Source organism: Mycolicibacterium canariasense, assembly GCF_002101555.1.
Classification (GTDB): Bacteria; Actinomycetota; Actinomycetes; order Mycobacteriales; family Mycobacteriaceae; genus Mycobacterium; species Mycobacterium canariasense.
Genome location: NZ_LQOL01000058.1, coordinates 108120 through 128390 on the forward strand (window position 1 = coordinate 108120; position 20271 = coordinate 128390).

At 69.6% G+C, this 20271-nt stretch carries 18 protein-coding genes and 1 pseudogene; 15 read left to right on the top strand and 4 right to left on the bottom strand.

The features are described 5' to 3' along the window. Window positions 1-10 precede the first annotated feature (10 nt). Window positions 11-616, top strand: a complete 606-nt coding sequence (locus tag AWB94_RS20455; protein ID WP_062657147.1) for a hypothetical protein — start codon at window positions 11-13, stop codon at window positions 614-616. On the opposite strand, the gene AWB94_RS20460 is transcribed toward AWB94_RS20455, so the two are convergent. Further along, a complete protein-coding gene (locus tag AWB94_RS20460) occupies window positions 598-1503 on the bottom strand; it encodes a LysR family transcriptional regulator (RefSeq protein WP_062657146.1) in 906 nt (301 codons plus the stop codon). The two genes, AWB94_RS20455 and AWB94_RS20460, sit on opposite strands and share 19 nt — an antisense overlap. 71 nt (window positions 1504-1574) lie before the next feature. Here AWB94_RS20460 and AWB94_RS35870 point away from each other — a divergent pair. Then, window positions 1575-2336, top strand: a pseudogene (locus AWB94_RS35870) (DMT family transporter); the annotation flags it as partial. Here the strand turns inward: AWB94_RS35870 and AWB94_RS35875 are convergent. Beyond that, the gene (locus AWB94_RS35875; RefSeq protein ID WP_234811820.1) at window positions 2286-3608 is read right to left on the bottom strand and encodes a hypothetical protein; all 1323 of its coding nucleotides are present in this window, start codon (window positions 3606-3608) and stop codon (window positions 2286-2288) included. The pseudogene AWB94_RS35870 and the gene AWB94_RS35875 overlap by 51 nt on opposite strands. 31 nt (window positions 3609-3639) lie before the next feature. On the opposite strand from AWB94_RS35875, the gene AWB94_RS20475 reads away from it, so the two are divergent. Then, on the top strand, window positions 3640-5055 hold the full coding sequence (locus AWB94_RS20475) for a HAMP domain-containing sensor histidine kinase (protein ID WP_062657254.1): 1416 nt from the start codon (window positions 3640-3642) through the stop codon (window positions 5053-5055). On the opposite strand, the gene AWB94_RS20480 is transcribed toward AWB94_RS20475, so the two are convergent. Together AWB94_RS20480 and AWB94_RS20485 are read right to left on the bottom strand one after the other, a co-directional pair. Next, the gene (locus tag AWB94_RS20480; protein WP_062657144.1) at window positions 5034-5705 is read right to left on the bottom strand and encodes a response regulator transcription factor; all 672 of its coding nucleotides are present in this window, start codon (window positions 5703-5705) and stop codon (window positions 5034-5036) included. The two genes, AWB94_RS20475 and AWB94_RS20480, sit on opposite strands and share 22 nt — an antisense overlap. Window positions 5706-5718: 13 nt before the next feature. After that, on the bottom strand, window positions 5719-6870 hold the full coding sequence (locus tag AWB94_RS20485; RefSeq protein WP_062657143.1) for a hypothetical protein: 1152 nt from the start codon (window positions 6868-6870) through the stop codon (window positions 5719-5721). A 74-nt stretch (window positions 6871-6944) separates the two neighbouring features. Between AWB94_RS20485 and dop the strand changes: the two genes are divergently transcribed. From dop to pafA, 12 genes are all read left to right on the top strand, one after another. After that, window positions 6945-8441 carry a depupylase/deamidase Dop gene (dop, locus tag AWB94_RS20490; protein ID WP_062657142.1) on the top strand — a complete coding sequence of 499 codons (1497 nt, stop codon included), beginning with the start codon at window positions 6945-6947 and terminating at the stop codon, window positions 8439-8441. A 74-nt stretch (window positions 8442-8515) separates the two neighbouring features. Beyond that, window positions 8516-8710 (top strand): ubiquitin-like protein Pup, encoded by a 195-nt coding sequence (locus AWB94_RS20495; RefSeq protein ID WP_024453532.1) that lies wholly within the window; start codon window positions 8516-8518, stop codon window positions 8708-8710. 62 nt (window positions 8711-8772) lie between these two features. After that, on the top strand, window positions 8773-9564 hold the full coding sequence (gene prcB / locus AWB94_RS20500) for a proteasome subunit beta (protein WP_062657253.1): 792 nt from the start codon (window positions 8773-8775) through the stop codon (window positions 9562-9564). After that, entirely contained in the window at window positions 9564-10280 is a 717-nt protein-coding gene (prcA, locus tag AWB94_RS20505) for a proteasome subunit alpha (protein ID WP_062657141.1), read from the top strand. Before prcB ends, prcA begins: the two co-directional genes overlap by 1 nt. 93 nt (window positions 10281-10373) lie before the next feature. After that, complete coding sequence (locus AWB94_RS20510) at window positions 10374-11636, top strand: GlnX family signal transduction membrane protein (protein ID WP_234811815.1); 1263 nt, start codon at window positions 10374-10376, stop codon at window positions 11634-11636. After that, window positions 11633-12592 (top strand): glutamate ABC transporter substrate-binding protein, encoded by a 960-nt coding sequence (locus AWB94_RS20515; RefSeq protein WP_062657140.1) that lies wholly within the window; start codon window positions 11633-11635, stop codon window positions 12590-12592. The genes AWB94_RS20510 and AWB94_RS20515 overlap by 4 nt, the downstream gene beginning before the upstream one ends. Window position 12593: 1 nt before the next feature. Beyond that, window positions 12594-13739: a hypothetical protein gene (locus AWB94_RS20520; RefSeq protein ID WP_062657139.1), complete on the top strand. Its 1146-nt coding sequence runs from the start codon at window positions 12594-12596 to the stop codon at window positions 13737-13739. Beyond that, window positions 13736-15925, top strand: a complete 2190-nt coding sequence (locus AWB94_RS20525; protein WP_062657138.1) for a serine/threonine-protein kinase — start codon at window positions 13736-13738, stop codon at window positions 15923-15925. Before AWB94_RS20520 ends, AWB94_RS20525 begins: the two co-directional genes overlap by 4 nt. Next, the gene (locus AWB94_RS20530; protein ID WP_062657137.1) at window positions 15922-16923 is read left to right on the top strand and encodes a PP2C family protein-serine/threonine phosphatase; all 1002 of its coding nucleotides are present in this window, start codon (window positions 15922-15924) and stop codon (window positions 16921-16923) included. Before AWB94_RS20525 ends, AWB94_RS20530 begins: the two co-directional genes overlap by 4 nt. After that, window positions 16920-18215 (top strand): vWA domain-containing protein, encoded by a 1296-nt coding sequence (locus AWB94_RS20535; protein WP_062657136.1) that lies wholly within the window; start codon window positions 16920-16922, stop codon window positions 18213-18215. Before AWB94_RS20530 ends, AWB94_RS20535 begins: the two co-directional genes overlap by 4 nt. Further along, window positions 18215-18832, top strand: a complete 618-nt coding sequence (locus AWB94_RS20540) for an FHA domain-containing protein (RefSeq protein ID WP_062657135.1) — start codon at window positions 18215-18217, stop codon at window positions 18830-18832. The genes AWB94_RS20535 and AWB94_RS20540 overlap by 1 nt, the downstream gene beginning before the upstream one ends. Window positions 18833-18912: 80 nt before the next feature. Beyond that, on the top strand, window positions 18913-20271 hold the full coding sequence (gene pafA, locus AWB94_RS20545) for a Pup--protein ligase (RefSeq protein WP_109762279.1): 1359 nt from the start codon (window positions 18913-18915) through the stop codon (window positions 20269-20271).

Below are 20271 nucleotides of genomic sequence, written 5' to 3' on the forward strand. Positions count from 1 at the left end.
CGCCGACTCGATGGTCGGTGATGTGTTCGGTCTGCGCTACGGCGAGGTCCTGTTGGTCACGAACGGCGAGTCGGGCCCGGAGGCGACGGTGTACAACACGTTTCCGCTCAACGACTGCCCGGCCGAGTTGTGGGACCAGCTGGACGCTGCGGACATCGCCGCACGCAACGGTGCGGTCGCGGCGGTGCTGAACGGGCCCCGGTACTGGTTGATGAGCAGCATCGACAAGGCGGCCGGTGCAGCGCTGCCGCACAAGACCTTCGGCGGTCTGGATATGCTCAGGCAAGCCACGGTGCGACTGTCCTCGATGAACCCGGCGCCCTACGGTGTCAACACGGTCGACCGGCAGGCGGTATTCGTCTTCGACGCCGGGCGGGAGGTGTACGAACTCCTCGACCCCGACGGCCGGCGCTGGATCATGCAGACCTACAGCCAAACGGTCGACAAGCATCTGCGCCTGGCCGATCTGCCCGGCCTGGGCGCGCGGTTGTCCCTGCCGCCGGGATGGCGGTACCGGGCGCACACCCCCGAGCAGACGATCGTCGTCGACACCCGCCAGCGCGACGCGACCGTCACCCAGGACGACCTCGCGAACACCTACTCGCTGATCGGGTGAGCGATCCCGGCGGCGACGGTGCACAGTTCGTCGAGCACCGCGGCGACGGCCGGCCGCGCCGCGGCCCCGGCGCGGGTGACCGCCTCGACGCGGCGTGCCACGGTGATATCGCTGATCGGCAGCCGGACCAGCGGACGGTTCAGCCGCACGAACCGCGGCATCAGCGCGATGCCCAGGCCGGCGTGCACCAGTTCTTCGACAACCCGGAAGTCGTTGACCCGCTGGGTGATCCGTGGCTGCACGCCGGTCAGCAGGGCCAGCGAGTTGAGTACGTCGTCGACCATCAGACCGCCCTGAACCCCGATCCACCGGTCGTCGGCAAGTTCCGCCAGCCGCACCCGGTCGTGGCGGGCGAGTCGGTGGCCGGCGGACATCACCACGTCGAGCGGTTCGCGTAGCAGGTGCGTCGCGGCGAAACGTGGCCCCCAGTCGGTGGTGTCGCGGTCGTCGCGGTGTACCACGACGATGTCGAATTCGGCCAGTTGCTGCGATGCCTGGGATGCGGGCACGTCGATATCGCGGCCGACGACGTCCACGCCGCGGGAGTGCGCGCGGACGATCAACGGCGCCAACAGCATTGCCGCACCGGATGGGAAGAAGGAGACGCCGACCTGTCCACGTTCGGTGCTGCGGTAGGCCGCCATCTCGGCGGCGGCCCGGTCCAGGGCGGCCAGCACGACATCGGCGTGGTCGACCAGCACGCGTCCGGCGTCGGTGAGCCGCAGCCGCCGTCCCGCCGGCTCGAGCAGGGGTACGCCCGCTTCCCGGGCCAGGACCTTGAGCTGTTGACTCACCGCCGATGGCGTCATCGACAGGACGTCGGCGACGGCGGCCACCGTGCCGTGATCGGCGAGTTCGCGCAGCAGCCGCAGCCGGTGAACATCCATGTAGAGATGCTACATCTATAGCTTAGAATCATTAGATTGACTGAATCTTTCGCCCTGGCCAGGCTTGCCCCATGCGTCTCGTCGATTCCGCCCTGCTCGCCGTGGCCGTGGCATGGGGTTCCAGCTATCTCGCTGCGAAGGAAATCGTCACGCCGGACTCTGTGTTGAGTTTCCTGGCGGTGCGTTTCGGCATCGCCACGCTGGCGCTGGCACTGCTGATGGGCCCGCGGCTGCGTCGGATCGGGCGCGCCGAGATACGGTCCGGTGTGCCCTTCGGCGCCATCCTGGCCGCCGTCGTGGTGTGCGAAACCTACGGCGTCACCATGACATCGGCCTCCAACGCCGGGCTCATCATGGCCCTGGCCATCGTCATCACGCCGATGCTGCAACGCGACGCGGTCCCGCCGGCCTTCTACCCGGCGGCGGGCACGGCGGTACTGGGCTGTGTCCTGCTGACCCAGTCGGGCGGCTTTGCCGCCCCCGGTGCCGGTGATGTGCTGGTGGCAGCGGCCGCCGTGCTGCGGGCGGTGCACGTCACGGTCATCGACCGGACCGCGGTGCGGCGGCAGACCGATGCGGCGGCCACGACCTTGGTCCAGTTGGCAACCGTCGCCGTCCTCGGCGCGGTGGCGGCAAGCCTCGGCGGGCAGTTGGGGTCGGCCGTGCGGATGTCGGGATCGGACTGGGCGCTCACGCTGTATCTGGCACTGGCCTGCACCGTCTTCGCGTTCGCGGTGCAGATGTGGGCGTTGCGACGGACCTCGCCGGCTCGGGTGAGCCTGCTATTGGGCAGCGAGCCGTTGTGGGCCGTGCTCGTCGGGGTCGGGTTGGCCGGCGACCGGCTGACCACTGTCGGCGTGGCCGGTGCCGCCCTGCTGCTGGCCGGAACCTGCTGGGGTCGTGTGCTTCTCGCCCGCTTCCAGCTCGAGATAAGCGTCCCGGCCGGCGAGGCTGACCGCGACGTCGGCGATCAGCGGGTCGAAGAAACGCTGGCGATACAGCGGGTCGACGCTGGTGCTGACGGTGAAGTAGAGGCCGGACAGCACCGCGACGAACAGCGAGGTGTGCACCACGGTCTGCGGTATCGGGATGTGCACCCCGAACCACGTTCCGGCACAGGGCGGCTCGCCTGCGCTGAATTCCCCCTCGCGTCCGGGGACGGGACAGTTCTCCTCGGCCGACCACAGCACCGTGACGTCGTCGGGGATCGCGATGACGCCCAGCGCCAGGAAGAACGCGAACAGCCCGGCGGTGAACAGGACCACCTGAATCGCCTGTGACACCACCATGATTGCCACCACGTTCAGATTCTCGGCCCGCGACAGCTGCGTCCGGGCGGGTTGGCGACCCGGTGCCGGCTGTAGTGGGGTGCCGGCCAGCAACCGGGCCGGATCGGTCTGTTCGGCGCGGCCGTCGCGCAGCGCCTGCACCTCGTCACGGATGGTGGCGATCACGAACACCAGCGCCACCAGCGCCAGGAAACCGATTGTCTGCCAGAGTCGTTGGCGCGTCATCCGGGCGGCCAGCTGCCACAGCTCACCGGTGAAGTACACGACCACGGTCAACATCAGCAGCGGCAACGCGCGGCTCATCAGGGTGCCCAGCGCGCCCAGCTGCACCCAGGCGAAGCGGAAGGCCCACGCCGCGATGGACCCGAAGCCCAGATACGTCAACCAGATCGCCAGCAGCGAAATCAGCACGAACACCGGAGCTTCGGCGGCCGCGGCACCCGTCCAGCCGCTGACCGTCACCGGCATCACCACCACGAAGATCGCCATCACCACCCAGGCACCGGAACGCCGGCCGGTCTCGCCGAGCCGGCTGTCCAGCCGGTGCAGCAGGGTGAGTGCGAACGGCGCCACGAGCAGAACCACCGCGATCACCCCCAGCCGCACGGCATACCCGTAATCGGGCCGCTCGTCGGTGACCTCGGCGAGCAACATGGTCACCGCCGTCAGCGCCCCGACCGCCGAGATCATCGGGGCGGACCGTTCCACCAACGCCCGGGAACGCACCCGCCGGGTCAGCACCAGCGGCAACCCACGATGCAGGAACCATTCATGCACGGCCGATACGTCGGCAGCCACCACCCGGGACACCGCCATATTGTCGGCGATCTGGTGCAATCTGGGGGAGATGCGACGAGAACTGCTGCGACCCGCAAACTGGGGAATCTCGGCCCGGTCGGCTTTCGTGGCGGCCAGTGTGGTGTTCGTCGCGCTCGGCATCGCCGGGATGGTGCTCTCGGCGGTGCTGTACCGGTCGATGCTCAGCGGTGTCGACAACGCCGCCGCGGCCCGGGTCACCGAGGTCGCCACGGGTATCGCCCGCTCCGGACCGGCGGCGCTGGACGACGAGCTGCTGGCCACCGACGAACGCATCGTCGCCGTGCAGGTCATCGTGCACGACGGGCCGGGCGGCGGCCGGGTGGTGCTGCGCTCGGCGTCGGCGCCCGACACGCCGCTGATCCCGGTCGGCGAGCTCGGTACCGGCACCCGGATCGGGCTGCCCGATGTGGCCGCGCAGTACGGCCACATCCGGTTCAGCGCCCAGTCGGTGGACGACCCGGCCGGCCACAACTACACGGTGCTGGTGGGCGAGGGCAGCCGGGTCGTCACCGCCACCGTGAGCACGGTGGTGGTGGCGCTGGCCGTCGCCGCGCCGGTGGTGATCGCCGTGTCGGCGGCGGCCACCTATCTGCTGGTCCGGCGGTCGCTGCGATCGGTGGACGAGATCCGTGCCCATGTCGACGCCATCACCACCTCCGATCTCACCGGCCGGGTCCCGGTGCCCGACAGTCGCGACGAGATCGCCGCGCTCGCGGTGACGATGAACGAGATGCTGGCCCGCGTCGAGGCCGGGCACGCCGCCCAGCAGCGCTTCGTCGGCGACGCCTCCCACGAACTGCGCAGTCCGCTGGCCACCATCATCTCCGCGCTGGAGGTCGCCCAGGCGCACCCCGACCTGCTCAACACCGATCTGGCCGAGCACACCCTGCTACCGGAGGCCCATCGGATGGCGTCGCTGATCGACGACCTGCTGCTGCTGGCCCGGGCCGACGAGCGGGGGCTGACCACGCGCTCGGCCGATGTCGACCTCGACGACCTGGCCATCGGGGCGGCCGAGGCGGTGCGGCACACCACCGCCATGGAGGTGCGCTGCGAGGCGCAGCCCACCCGGGTGGTCGGTGATGCGGCGGCACTGACCAGGGTGCTGCGCAATCTGCTCGACAACGCGGCCCGGCACGCGGCGTCGCTCATCGAGATCACCGTCGGCACCGACGACGGGCACGCGGTCCTGACGGTCGCCGACGACGGTCCCGGGGTGCCGGTGGCGGATCGGCGTCGGGTCTTCGACCGGTTCGTGCGGTTGGACGGTGACCGGTCCCGCAGCGCCGGGGGGACCGGCCTCGGGTTGGCCATCGTGGCCGAAATCGTTGCCGCCCACCATGGTCGGGTGTGGCTGGAGGGCCGGCCGGGTGGCGGGGCGCGGGTGGTGGTGACGCTGCCGCTGGACGCGGCCGAGGTCGATCAGGCGGTGGTCAGCCGGTAGCCGACACCGCGGACGGTTTCGATGGTGTTGGTGCCGAACGGTGTGTCGATCTTGCGCCGCAGATAGCCGACGTACACCTCGACGACGTTGTCCGGACCGTCGTAATGGGTGTCCCAGACATTCTTCAGCAGTTCGGCTTTGGTGACGGCGGTGTCCTTGTTGCGCATCAGGTACTCGAGCACGCCGTACTCGCGCGGCGTCAGCGAGATGAGGGTGTCCGCGCGCGATACCACCCGGTGGATCGGGTCCAAGGTGAGGGTGCCCGCGGTGATCACGGCCGGCCGCTGCGCGGTGCTGCGCCGCACCAGGGCGCGCAGCCGCGCCACCAGCACGATGAACGAGAACGGTTTGGTGAGATAGTCGTCGGCGCCCAGCTCGAACGCGTCGGCCTGGTCGTAGTCGCCGTCCTTGGCCGTGAGCATCAGCACCGGCGTCCACACCTCACGTGCACGCATCCGGCGCAGCACCTCGTACCCGCTGAGCCCGGGCACCATGATGTCCAGCACGATGACGTCGAACTGGTTCTCGGTGGCCTGGCGCAGTCCCTCGACGCCGTCGCCCGCCTCGGTCACCGCGAAGCCTTCGGCGCGCAGCCCGACGGCGAGGGTCGACCGGAGCCGCGTTTCGTCCTCGACGATCAGAAGTTTCATGACGCTTTCATGTCTACCGTCCGACACCGGGCCGGGTGTACAGCCGGTACCGGTCGCGGGCGTCGAGGGTGAGCGTGAGGTCCTCGATCAACGGATCGAGGAACCGGGTCCGGTAGTCGGCATCGCCGGCCGCCCGGGCGCTGATGTACATGAACGTCATCGCGCCCAGGAACATCGCGGTCTGGATCAGCGCCTGCGGGATGGGCAGCGTCATCCCGAGGATCACCCCGTCGCTGGCCCCGTTGCGGGTCCATTCGGCCAGCAGCCGCGGGGTCAGCAGGATCAGGCCGAGCACCCCGAAGATCAGCGTGGTGACCACGGCAACCGCCAACACCTGCAGCACCTGGGACAGCACCAGCACGAACACCACGTTGACCCGCTCCAGCCGGGACAGCCGGGTCCGCTGCGCCGGCGCGGGCAGGCCGTGGAACGGGGTACCTAGCAGCGCGCCGTCCACCATCGGCGGCCGCGTCGACGATATGAGGGTGGGGCGCACCCGGTCCACGGTCGCCGAGGCGACGAAGGCGACCGCGATCCCGCCCAGGAACAGCAGCGCCAACCACAACCGCGACCGGGGGACATAGGCCGCCATCAACCACACATAGGTGTTGAAGAACACCAGGACCGTCAGCAGGATCACCGGCAGTGCCCGCGCCAGCAGGCCGCCGACCAGCGACAGGTTGTGCAGCATCGAGCGCAGCGCCAGCCCGAGGATCGACCCGATGCCGCACGCGGTCAGCGCGACGATCGCCGCGATCAGCCCGGCGACCAACAGCAGATCGGCCAGCACGTACACCGACGGTCCGCCGAAGACCGCGCCGAGCACGCACACCAGCACCGACACCGCGGCCGCCGCCGCGCGCCCACCCAGGCTGCCGATCCGCGACACCGCCCAGCCGACGGCCGCGGCCACCGGCAGCACCAGGACCAACAGCACCAGGATGAACCACTCGTTGCGGGTCGGCGAGCCGTCGATGTCGATGGTGTGTTTGCCGGTGATGGCCACGACGGCCACCGAGTTGGCCATGAACACCGCCAGCACCGCCAGTGCGGGTGCGCTGCGCTGCCAGAGATGGCGGGCCAGCACGCCCGGGCGCAGCACCGTGGGCAGCCCGCGCCGAAGAAACCAGGCGTGCGCCTCGACCAGGTCCAATTCGCCTCCCAATCCGGGCGGGTAATCCGGCCGGCACCGGGCCCTACCTGACATGGGCCGGGCACCCGTCGCTAGGGTTGCAACTTATGCAACGGATTATCGGAACCGAGGTGGAATACGGCATCTCGTCGCCGTCGGACCCGACCGCTAATCCGATCCTCACCTCCACCCAGGCGGTGCTGGCCTACGCCGCTGCGGCCGGTCTGCAGCGGGCCAAGCGCACCCGGTGGGATTACGAGGTCGAATCCCCGTTACGGGATGCCCGCGGGTTCGACCTGTCGCGTTCCTCGGGCCCGCCGCCGATCGTCGACGCCGACGAGGTCGGCGCGGCCAACATGATCCTCACCAACGGCGCCCGGCTCTACGTCGATCACGCCCACCCCGAGTATTCGGCGCCCGAGTGCACCGACCCGCTGGACGCGGTGATCTGGGACAAGGCCGGTGAACGGGTGATGGAGGCCGCGGCCCGCCACGTCGCCAGCGTGCCGGGGGCGGTCAAGCTGCAGCTGTACAAGAACAACGTGGACGGCAAGGGCGCGTCCTACGGGTCGCACGAGAACTACCTGATGAGCCGGCACACCCCGTTCTCCGCGGTGATCGCCGGACTCACACCGTTTTTCGTCTCCCGTCAGGTGATCACCGGGTCCGGACGCGTCGGCATCGGGCCCTCCGGCGACGAGCCGGGTTTCCAACTGTCCCAGCGTGCCGACTACATCGAGGTCGAGGTCGGCCTGGAGACCACACTCAAGCGCGGCATCATCAACACCCGCGACGAGCCGCACGCCGACGCCGACAAGTACCGTCGGCTGCACGTCATCATCGGGGACGCCAACCTCGCCGAGACGTCGACCTACCTCAAGGTGGGCACCACCTCGCTGGTGCTCGACCTGATCGAATCCGGCGCCGACCTGTCGGATCTGGCGCTGGCCCGCCCGGTGCACGCCGTGCACGTGATCAGCCGGGACCCGTCTTTGCGCGCCACCGTCGCGCTGGCCGACGGTCGCGAACTGACCGGTCTTGCCCTGCAACGCATCTATCTGGACCGGGTGGTCAAACTGCTGGATCAGCGCGATCCGGATCCGCGCGCCCAGCACGTCGTGCAGACCTGGGCCGAGGTGCTGGACCTGCTGGAGCGCGATCCGATGGAATGCGCGGAGATCCTGGACTGGCCGGCCAAGCTGCGACTGCTCGAGGGTTTCCGCCATCGGGAGAACCTGGCCTGGTCCGCACCCCGGCTGCACCTGGTCGACCTGCAGTACTCCGATGTGCGCCTGGACAAGGGCCTGTACAACCGGTTGGTGGCCCGCGGGTCGATGAAACGCCTGGTCACCGAGCAGCAAGTGCTCGACGCCGTGGACAATCCGCCGACCGACACCCGGGCCTACTTCCGTGGTGAGTGTCTGCGCCGGTTCGGTGCCGATATCGCCGCGGCCAGCTGGGACTCGGTGATCTTCGATCTGGGCGGCGATTCACTCGTCCGGATTCCCACCCTGGAACCGCTGCGGGGCAGCAAGGCACATGTGGGTGCGTTGCTGGATTCGGTGCACAGCGCGGCCGAATTGGTGGAACAGCTCACCACGTAAGTACTTGCTATGCCGGGCAGGAAGCGCGTTGACCGGTAGTGTGAAAGAACCGATCGAGCAATCAGGAGGCGGCGATGGCTCAGGAACAGACCAAGCGTGGCGGTGGTAGCGGTGAGGACGACGATCTCACCGGTACGACGGCCGCCGGCCAGGAGCGTCGCGAGAAGCTGACCGAGGAGACCGACGACCTGCTGGACGAGATCGACGACGTGCTGGAGGAGAACGCCGAGGACTTCGTGCGCGCATACGTCCAAAAGGGCGGCCAGTGACGGGCCGGTTCGACAAACCCCTTGCACCCTTCGCAGACCCTCTGGACATTTCTTCCCCCTACCTGCACCTGTCGTCGTTCAGCGATTTCCTGGGCCGACAGGCCCCGCACCTGCTGCCGATGGCCGCGGGCGTGAGCGGTAACGGTGCGGCCGACCTGCCGCACGGCACCACCATCGTGGCGCTGAAGTATCCGGGCGGGGTGCTCATCGCCGGCGACCGGCGGGCCACCCAGGGCAACATGATCGCCAGCCGCGATGTCGAGAAGGTGCACATCGCCGACGATTACACCGCCACCGGTATCGCCGGTACCGCGGCCATCGCCGTGGAGTTCGCCCGGTTGTACGCCGTGGAGCTCGAGCACTACGAGAAGGTCGAAGGCGTGCCGCTGACGTTCCGCGGCAAGGTGAACCGGCTGGCCATCATGGTGCGCGGCAATCTCGGTGCGGCCCTTCAGGGTTTCGTGGCGCTGCCGCTGTTGGTCGGCTTCGACGTCGACGATCCGGATCCGGTGAACGCGGGCCGCATCGTGTCGTTCGACGCGGCGGGCGGCTGGAATCTCGAGGAGGAGGGGTATCAGTCCGTCGGTTCCGGATCGCTGTTCGCCAAGTCCTCCATCAAGAAGTTGTATTCCCAAGTGACCGACGGGGATTCGGCGTTGAAGGTGGCCATCGAGGCGCTCTACGACGCCGCCGACGACGATTCGGCCACCGGCGGACCGGATCTGGTACGCGGTATCTACCCGACCGCGGTGCTGATCGGGGCCGAGGGCGCTGCCGAGGTCACCGAGGAACGGATCGCCGAGCTGGCCCGTGAGGTCATAACCGGCCGGACCCGGGCCGGAGGCAACGCCTGATGAGCTTCCCGTATTTCATCTCACCCGAACAGGCGATGCGTGAGCGTTCCGAGCTTGCGCGCAAGGGCATTTCGCGTGGCCGCAGCGTGGTGGTGCTGGCGTACGACGGCGGTGTGCTGTTCGTCGCCGAGAACCCGTCACGCTCGCTGCAGAAGGTCAGCGAACTCTACGACCGCGTCGGCTTCGCCGCGGTGGGCCGCTTCAACGAATTCGACAAGCTGCGCGTGGCCGGGATCCAGTACGCCGACACCCGGGGATACGCCTACGACCGGCGTGATGTGACCGGACGGCAGCTGGCCAATGTGTACGCGCAGGCGCTCGGCACCATCTTCACCGAGCAGGCCAAGCCGTTCGAGGTGGAACTGTGCGTCGCCGAGGTCGCGCACTACGGCGAGACCAAGGCGCCCGAGCTGTACCGGATCACCTACGACGGGTCCATCGCCGACGAACCGCATTTCGTGGTCATGGGCGGCACCACCGAGCCCATCGCGACGGCGCTCAACGAGTCCTACACCGAGAACGCCACGCTGACCGACGCCGTCAAGATCGCCGTCGACGCGTTGCACGCCGGCGGAAACGGTACCGAGCAACGGGTTCTCGGGCCGGCCACGCTCGAGGTGGCCGTCCTGGATACCAAGCGGCCCCGCCGCGCGTTCCGTCGGATCACCGGTTCGGCGCTGGAAGCTTTGCTTCCGTCGGCAAGCACCACCGAGTAGTCGGCGGTCGACGCCGGCCGGATCGCCAGCGGGCGGCCGGTGTTGAGGTCATAATCACTCCAACCATCGCTGTTGGAGGGAACCGGCACCGAGATGAGTACGTCCCGTACCCAAGCCTCGGTGCCGTGGTGGCCATGGCTGCGCCGGTTCTTCGGCACCACCCCGGGCGTGCTCAGCCTTGTCGTGCTGGTGGTGGTGACCGGTGCACTGCTGGCCGCGATCATCTCGGCTGCCCAACTCAACGGCCGGATCGCCGAGCGCAACGCGATCCTGGAACGGTCCGAGCCGCTGGCGTATGCCGCGCACAACCTGTACGCGGCGCTGTCGGCAGCCGACGCCGCGGCGGTATCGGCGTTCCTGTCCAACGAGATCGACACCGGTCCGATGCGCAAGCGCTACCAGCAGGCCCTGGCCGACGCCTCGGCGGCGCTGGCCGACGCGACCGCCGGCGTCAGCGATGTGCCGACCCGAACGGTCATGGCGCAGATCGCGGCGCAGCTGTCCGCCTACACCGGACTGGTGGAGGCCGCCCGGGCCAATGACCGGCAGGGTTTTCCCGTCGGCTCCGGCTATCTGCGTGAAGCGTCCACGCTGATGCAGACCGCCATGCTGCCCGCGGCCGAGCGGGTCTACACGACGGACACCTCGACCGTCGAGGACGACCAGCGTGCCGTGGGCGCGCTGCCCGGGCTGGGGTTGTCCCTGATGGTCGCCGGCCTGCTCGCGATCGTGGTCGGGTCGGTGGTCGTCTACCGCCGGACCAATCGGATGTTCAACATCGGTCTGGTGGTCGCGGCGGTCGCGGTGCTGCTCGCCGGCGGCTGGCTGGTGGTGGCCACCCGGCTGGCCGCGGTGGACATCGATCAGAGCAGGTCGGCGGGCACCGAACGGTTCGCCCAGCTGGCGAAGGCCCGGATCCTGGCCCTGCAGACCAGGACCGGCGAGACCCTGCAACTGGTCGCGCGCGGTGACATCGCCGCCAGCAACACCGCCTTCGACCGCCACATCGACGACCTGAACCGGTTGCTCGTCGACGGGCCCCCCGCCACGGTCGACGGCGTCCAGAAGTGGACCGCGAGCCACCGCAAGCACGCCGAGATCTACCGGTCCGGCGATTATCCGGGCGCGGTGGCCCAGGCCATCGGTGCCGATCCGAATGCCTCGGCCGCCCAGTTCGACATCGTGGATTCCAGCTTGCGTGCCGAGTTGGAGTCCACCCGCGCAACCCTGCGCGGTGAGGTCGCCAGCGCCGGGCACCGGCTGGCGTGGAGCCCGACCGGGTCGCTGTTGCTGCTCGGGATCGCCGCTGCCGCTGTCGTGATCGGTCTGTGGCCCCGCCTCAAGGAGTTCCTATGAGGGCGCGAATCATCTTGGTGCTGGCCATGATCGGGATCGTGGTCGGGTGCGGCTCGGTCAGTGAGCCGGTATCGGTCAGCGTCGCCCCGGTCGACGCCAGCCCCGCCGGTGTCACGGAGGCCACCGCGGCACCGGCCGTCGCGGGCGACAACTGCGACACGGAGGCCAGCCTGCGCCCCGGTCGGCAGGCCGCGCCGGGTGCCATGCCGCCCGGCTCGACGATGGCGGCCATCGCGGCGCGCGGCAGGTTGATCGCCGGGGTGGACCAGAGTCAGTTCCTGTTCGGCTTCCGCAACCCGGCCACCGGGGCGCTGGAGGGCTTCGACATCGACATCGCCCGCCAGATCGCCCGCGCCATCTTCGGGGATCCGAACCGCATCGAATTCCGGGTGGTCGAAGCCGGCCGACGGGAGGCGGTGCTGCAGTCCGGCGAGGTCGACGTGGTGGTGCGCACCTTCTCGATCAACTGTGCGCGCAGGCAGAATGTCGAGTTCTCCACGGTGTACTTCAACGCCGATCAGCGCATCCTGGTGCTCGAGGGTTCCGGAATCGACTCTGCCGCAGCTCTTGCCGGCAAACGTGCCTGCGCGGTGTCGGGCACCACCTCGCTGGCCAAGCTCTACGGGCTGGACCCCAGGCCCATCGTGGTGGGGGCGCCGACCTGGACCGACTGCCTGGTGATGCTGCAGCAGGGTCAGATCGATGCCATCGGTACCGACGGGGTGGTCCTGGCCGGCCTGGCCGAACAGGACCCCAATGTCCGGATCGTCGGCGGCAGTCTGGGCGTCGAGCCCTACGGTGTCGGGATCAAGAAGGAAAACCAGGATCTGGTCCGGTTCGTCAACGGCATGCTCGAGCAGATCCGGGCCGACGGGACCTGGCAGCGCCTGTACGACGCCAGCCTGCAACCGCTCGGGCCGTCACCGGGCCCGCCTCCCGCGCGGTATCAGGATTGAGATGACCGCACTCAGTACCGACGCCATCGACCGCGAAATCGACACGCGGACTGTCGAAGTCGCGGCGATGTCGACGACGATGGTCGAGCTGGACAGCCATCCGGGGCTGTCGCACGTGCGGCTGTACCCGCCCACCGGCGTCACCGCGCGACACTGGACCGCGGTCGAGGCCGCGATTGCGCAGCTCTGGGAGGACCTCGGCCGGATGACCGCGATCCTGGACGGTACCCGCGCGATCCGGGCCCGCCGGTCCAAGCCCTCGGAGGCCGACCGGGCCGAACTGACGCACTGGCTGCGGGAACGCCCGCTCGAGGTGTCCAGGGAACGCGTGCCGCTGGCGCGGCGGTCGCTCACCGGATCCGGCGAGGTGATCGAGTACGTCGGCCTGGCCGATACCGCCGATCGGATGCGAGCCGCCTATCCGGCGGTGGCCGAATTCCTCGACGAGGTCGACCGGGTCAACACGCTGGTGGTGCACGGTCTTGCGGCCGTGCAGGACAGGGTGGCCGCCACCGGCGCACCCGAGCCCGCCGGTGTCGCCGACCTGCTGGCGGTCGCGGCGACCGATCCGCTGTCGCTGTCCGCCGGTGCCGTCGAGACGCGGGTACGTGCCATCACCGTCGCTTTCGAGAGGCAGGCGGCCGAGCTTGTCGAGCTCGCCGAGCTGCGCTCCCATTGGGCTGCGGCCGTGCAGAAGACGTCGGGCACGCTGGACGCCCTGCGTGCGTCGGCGGCGCGCGCCGGCGAGGTCCGGGAGCGGGCCCGGCGGCAGGTGCTGTGCGGGCCGCTGCCCGCGCACCCGGACGCCGAACCGGGTCTGCGCGCCGAACTGGCCCTGCTGACCGCCGACGATCCGGCCGCATTGCGTGCCCTGCAGCGGCGAATCGACGAAGCCCAGCGCGTGCTCGACGAGGACGAACGACTGGCCCAGGGGCTACTGGACCGGCGCGCCGAACTGGCCGGCCGACTGGAGGTCTACCAGACCAAGGCCGCCCGACTCGGCCTGGGGGAGGACCGGGATCTGTTGGCGTCGGGCCGGATCGCGGCCGGACTGCTGTCGCGGCGCCCGTGCGATCTGCGTGAGGTGACCCGGGCGGTATCCGCTTTCCAACAGATCCTCGCCCAGAAGCGGGAGGCGGCCAGATGAAGTGTGCCGAGCCGGGTTGCGGCGGTACCGTCACCGACGGGTACTGCGATGTGTGTGGCAGCGCACCGGTACCGCAGCAGCAACCCGCTGCCACCGCGGCAGCCACCCGCGGCAGCACGTCCGCGCGATCGGCCCGCACCGCGCGGACCGGCTCGTCACGATCGACCTCCAGCGCGCGGGGCCGGCTCGGTGCCGGGGTGGTCACCATGCCGCGGATCCCCAAAGGTGATCCCGCCGCGGCGATCATGGCCGATCCCAAGGTGCCCGAGGGGAGCCGTTTCTGCGGAAATCCGGACTGCCGCAAGCCGGTCGGGCGTGGCCGCGATGGTACGCCGGGACGGCCCGAGGGGTTCTGCACCGCCTGCGGAAGCCGCTATTCGTTCGTGCCCATGCTGTCCCCCGGTGATCTGGTCGCCGGCCAGTACGAGGTTCAGGGCTGCCTGGCTCACGGCGGGCTGGGCTGGATCTACCTGGCGATCGACCGCAACGTGCACAACCGCTGGGTGGTACTCAAAGGGCTGCTCAACTCGGGCGACAAGGATGCGATGGCCGCCGCTGCCGCCGAGGTGCTCGCCCTGGCCGAGGTGGAGCACCCGAGCATCGTCCGGATCTACAACTTCGTGCAGCACCCCGACCCCTCCGGGGTGCCGGTCGGGTTCATCGTCATGGAATATGTCGGCGGCACCTCGCTCAAACAGATCCGCAAAGCGCACAACGGGCCGCTGCCACCGGATCAGGCGGTCGCCTACATCGTCGAGATCGTGCCGGCGCTGGATTTCCTGCACGGTCAGGGCCTGGCCTACTGCGATTTCAAACCGGACAACGTGATGCAGACCGACGAGCAGCTCAAGCTCATCGACCTGGGCGCGGTCATCGCCATGGATGATCAGGACAGCGCGATCTACGGCACCATCGGCTATCAGGCGCCCGAGATCGCCAGGACCGGGCCGACCGTCGCCAGCGATGTCTACACGGTGGGCCGCACGCTGGCCGTACTGGTCATGGACGTACCGCAACAGAATGGGCATTTCGCGGCCGAGTTGCCGGGTCCGGAGACGGTGCCGGTGCTGGCCGCACACGAGTCGTTGCACCGGGCGCTGCTGCGCGCCACCGATCCGGATCCGGCGCGCCGATTCTCCTCGATGGCGGAGCTGGCCGACCAGCTCACCGGGGTGTTGTACGAGATCGTGGCGGCCGGGGGAGCGCCCCCGGAACCCCGGGTCTCGCTGCACTTCAGCCAGCAGCGCGGCGCTTTCGGCATCAGCAGGGTGGCCCCGGCCGACCGGATCGAGGTGATCGCCGCACTCCCGGTACCCAGCGTCGACCTCACCGACCCGGGCGCGGCGGTGCTGGCCACCACCAGTGGCACCCCACCGGCCCAACTGGAGCAGGCACTGCAGCTGGCCGGTGGCGCAGCGGCATCGGTGGAGATCCCACTGCGCCTGGCCCGCGCCGATTTGGAGACGCGCGCGCCGGCGGCCGCCCGCAAGCGGCTGGTCAGGCTGGACGCACTGATCCCCGGCGACTGGCGACTGGCGTGGTATCGCGGCCAGTGCGCCCTGCTGGAAGGTAATTTCGACAGCGCCGCACAGGAATTCGAGACCGTGCTGGCCACCCTGCCCGGCGAGCTGGCACCGAAGTTGGCGCTGGCAGCGGTCGCCGAACTCAGCGGCGCCCTGGACACCACCGCGGCCAGGTACTACGACACCGTCTGGCGCACCGACCACGGCTACGTCAGCGCGGCATTCGGGCTGGCGCGCCGGCGCGCCCGGGCCGGTGACCGGGCCGCGGCGATCGCGGCCCTCGACGAAGTCCCTTCCACGTCGGCGTATTTCACCGCCGCCGGCGCCACCGCCATCGACATCTTGCTGGACGGCCGCGACGGCGCGGATCTCGACGAACCGACCCTGGCCGACGCCGGCGCCCGCGCCGCGGCGCTGACCGTGGAGTCGGCCACCAAACGGGCACAGATCGACCTCCAGGTGCTGGGTGCGGCCCTGAGCTGGTTACAGGCCGGCCACACCGGGTCTACCGCGACGTTGCTCGGGTACCCGTTCGACGTCCCCGGGATCCGGCGCGGGATGGAGCAGTGCTACCGCGACCTGGCGCAGGGCAGCCGAACCATCTGGGACCGAATAGCGTTGGTGGAGCAGGCCAATGCGGTCCGGCCGAGGACCCGGGTATGACGGGGGTACTGCCCGGCACCGGCTGCCCGCGCTGCGCGCAGCCCACCCATCCTGCCGACCGGTTCTGTGAGAGTTGTGGCGCGGCACTGGCCGACGCCACCACCGTCGTCATCCCGCGTCCCGGCCGCGGTGTCGGGCCGTGTGCCGACTGCGGCGCGTCGGTGGGTGCCGACGGCTACTGCACGACGTGTGGTCAGCTGCGGTCCGAACCGGACCGCGACGAGGCCGAACTCGGCGGTGTTGCGATGGTCACCGACCGCGGTATCGAGCACGCCCGCAACGAGGACGCCGGCGCGGTGGGGATTCTGGCTCCCGCCGACGGGGGCCGGCCGCATGCGATCGCGGTCGTGGTCTGCGACGGCGTGTCGACGTCGATCAATCCTCACGTGGCGTCGGGCGCGGCGGCTCGGGCGGGTGTGGCGCAGATACTGGACGCCCTGTCCGGTTCGCGCGACGCGGTGGCCGCCATGTATGCCGGGCTGGCCGGTGCCGCGGCCGCACCGACGGCCGGTGCCGGGATCCCCGGCTCGTGTACGTTCACCGCGGTCATCGTGCTGCCCGGCGACGGCAACACCCAGGTGACGGTGGGCAATGTCGGCGACAGCCGGTCCTACTGGCTGCCCGACCCGCCCGCGGTCGGGCGGCAGCTCACCGTGGACGACTCGCTGGCCCAGGAGCTGATCGCCGCGGGCGCCGCGCCGCAGTCCGAGGCGGTGCTGCGCGGCGCCCACACGCTGACCCGCTGGCTCGGTGCCGACGCCGAGCCCACGCCCTGGACCGAGCGCAGCGTGCACATCCTCAGCGTGACCGGGCCCGGCGCGCTGGTGGTGTGCAGCGACGGATTGTGGAACTACCTGCCCGAGCCCGACGCGCTGCGGGAGTTCTGTACCCGCACCGACGCGGTATCGGCGGCCCGGGCGCTGACCGACCGTGCGTTGCACGCCGGCGGCGCCGACAACATCACGGTGGCCGTGATCCCGATCGGAGGAGCCTCATGAGTGCCGCTGGGCCGCAGTCTATTTCGGTTGACGTAGACCACAACCACTACATCGCCGAGGGTTCCGGGACGGTGGATGCCATCGTCAGCGTCATGGTGCCAGAGGGTGTCGCCGTCGCCGACGGCACCGACCGGGTCGAGGCCATCATCATCGACTGCTCCACCTCGATGCGTTCGCCGGCCACCAAATTCGACGAGGCCAAACGCGCCACCGCGGCGGCCATCGGAGAACTGGTCGACGGCACCTATTTCACCATCATCGCCGGCACCGAACGCGCCACCTACGTCTACCCGCTGGACGGGTGGCCGGTCCCCGCGTCGGCGGCGACCAGGGCCGAGGCGTTACGGGCGGTCGATGCGTTGCGGCCCAAGGGCGGTACCGCGATGGGCACCTGGCTGGCGCATGTGCGCGGTGTGGTCGCCGCGCATCCGGGCGCGATCATCCACGCCATCCTGCTGACCGACGGGAAGAACGAGCACGAAACCCCGGAGGCTCTGGGCGAGCAGATCGGGCTGTCCGAGGGCGAATTCACCTGCGACTGCCGGGGTGTGGGCACCGATTGGCAGGTCGACGAGCTGCGCGCGATCTCCTCGGCGCTGCTGGGCACTGTCGACATCGTGGCCGACCCGGAGGATCTGGCCGAGGATTTCGCCGCCATGATGCGCACCTCGATGAGCAAGTCGATCGCCGGGCTGACGCTGCGGTTGTGGACGCCGGCCGGGGCCAGGGTGGCCTTCGTCAAACAGGTGGCGCCCACCGTGGAGGATCTCACCGCGCGCCGGGCCGAGGCGGGCGCGCAGGCGGGGGAGTATCCGCTGGGGTCCTGGGGCGCCGAGGAACGCGACTACCACATCCAGGTGGAGGTCGAGCCCGCCGACGTGGGCCGGGAGAAACTCGCGGCGCGCGTGAGTGTCGTTGCCGGTGAACAGATTCTGGGGCAGGGACTGGTGAAGGCGGTGTGGACGGCCGATACCTCGCTGTCGGCGGTGATCAGCCGCCGGGTGGCGCATTACACCGGTCAGGCCGAACTCGCCCAGGCCGTGCAGGAGGGGCTGAGCGCGCGCAAGGACGGTGACGTGCAGACCGCCACCGCCCGCCTGCAGCGGGCCATGGACCTCGCGGTGGAGTCTGGCAACACCGGTACCGCGAAACTGCTGCGTGGCGTCGTCGAGGTGGACGAGCGCACCGGCACCGTGGCGCTGCGGCGCGAGGTGGCCGCGGCCGACGAGATGGCACTCGATGCGCGGTCGACCAAGACCGCGCGGGTACGCAAGGAAGCGGGGGACAGCTGATGCCGACCTGCGTCGAGGGACATACCTCCGCCGCCGCCGATTTCTGCGATGTGTGCGGATCCCCGATCGGGGACCCGGTCGCGCCGCCGCCGCCGGCCCCTGCGGCGCAGTGCCCGGCGTGTGGGGCGGCGATCGGCGGCCGGTTCTGTGAAGCCTGCGGCCATGATTCGGCGCTGCCTGCACCCGATGCGGCGCCGCCCGGTACGGCACCGCCCGCGGTCACCTGGACCGCCGTCGTTGCCGCCGATCGGGAGTTCTATCAACGGGTGCTGGCCCGTGAAGGCCCGGACACCGTCGACTTCCCGGACTATTTCCCGCACCGCCGCATCCCCCTGGACCAGGACGTCACCCTGATCGGCAGACGCAACCCGGACAAGGGGGTCGACCCCCAGATCGACCTCGCCCTGCACCCGACCGACCGCGGGGTCTCCACCCAGCACGCCGTGCTGCGGTTGCGCGACGGCGCCCTGACCATCACCGATATCGGGTCCACCAACGGCACCAGCCTCAACGGCAGCGACGACCGACTGCCGCAAGGGCAGGAGATCCCGCTGGCCGACGGGGACCGCATCCACGTCGGGGCGTGGACCACCATCACCGTGGTGCACACGGCTTAGCGGTGGGGACGACTCAGCGGTAGGACGACTTGGGGAGTCTTACCCACCTTTACCGAGACCCACCCCGTAAGCTCGATTGTGTGCAGCGACGGATCATGGGTATCGAGACCGAATTTGGCGTGACCTGCACTTTCCACGGTCATCGTCGGCTCAGCCCGGACGAGGTTGCCCGCTATCTGTTCCGGCGGGTGGTGTCGTGGGGCCGCAGTTCCAACGTCTTTCTCCGCAACGGGGCCCGGTTGTACCTCGACGTGGGATCGCACCCGGAGTACGCCACCGCGGAGTGCGACAACCTGGCCCAGCTGGTCACCCACGACCGTGCGGGTGAGCGCGTGCTCGAGGACCTGCTGATCGACGCCGAACAGCGGCTCGCCGACGAGGGCATCGGCGGCGATATCTACCTGTTCAAGAACAACACCGACTCCGCGGGTAACTCCTACGGCTGCCACGAGAACTACCTGATCGTGCGCGCGGGCGAGTTCTCCCGGATCTCCGACGTGCTGCTGCCCTTCCTGGTCACCCGCCAGCTGATCTGCGGTGCCGGCAAGGTGCTGCAGACGCCGAAGGCGGCGACGTTCTGCCTGAGCCAGCGCGCCGAGCACATCTGGGAGGGCGTCTCCAGCGCCACCACCCGCTCCCGGCCCATCATCAACACCCGCGACGAGCCGCACGCCGACGCCGAGAAGTACCGCCGGCTGCATGTCATCGTCGGCGACTCGAACATGAGCGAGACCACCACCATGCTCAAGGTGGGCACGGCCTCGCTGGTACTGGAGATGATCGAGGCGGGGGTGGCGTTCCGGGACTTCTCGCTGGACAACCCGATCCGGGCCATCCGTGAGGTCAGCCATGACCTGACCGGGCGCCGGCCGGTGCGCCTCGCCGGTGGCCGGCAGGCCAGCGCGCTGGACATCCAGCGGGAGTACTACGGCCGCGCCGTCGAGTATCTGCAAACCCGGGAATCCAACCCACAGGTCGAGCAGGTCGTCGACCTGTGGGGGCGCCAGCTGGATGCGGTGGAGAGCCAGGATTTCGCGAAGGTGGACACCGAGATCGACTGGGTGATCAAACGCAAGCTGTTCCAGCGCTACCAGGACCGCTACGACATGGAGCTGTCCGACGCGAAGATCGCCCAGCTCGACCTCGCCTATCACGACATCAAGCGCGGCCGCGGGGTGTTCGACCTGTTGCAGCGCAAGGGGCTGGCGGCCCGCGTCACCACCGACGAGGAGATCGAGGCCGCGGTCAACACCCCGCCGCAGACCACCCGGGCCAAGCTGCGCGGCGAGTTCATCAGTGCCGCACAGGAAGCCGGCCGGGACTTCACCGTCGACTGGGTGCACCTCAAGCTCAACGATCAGGCGCAGCGCACGGTGTTGTGCAAGGACCCGTTCCGGTCGGTCGACGAGCGGGTCAAGCGGCTGATCGCCAGCATGTAG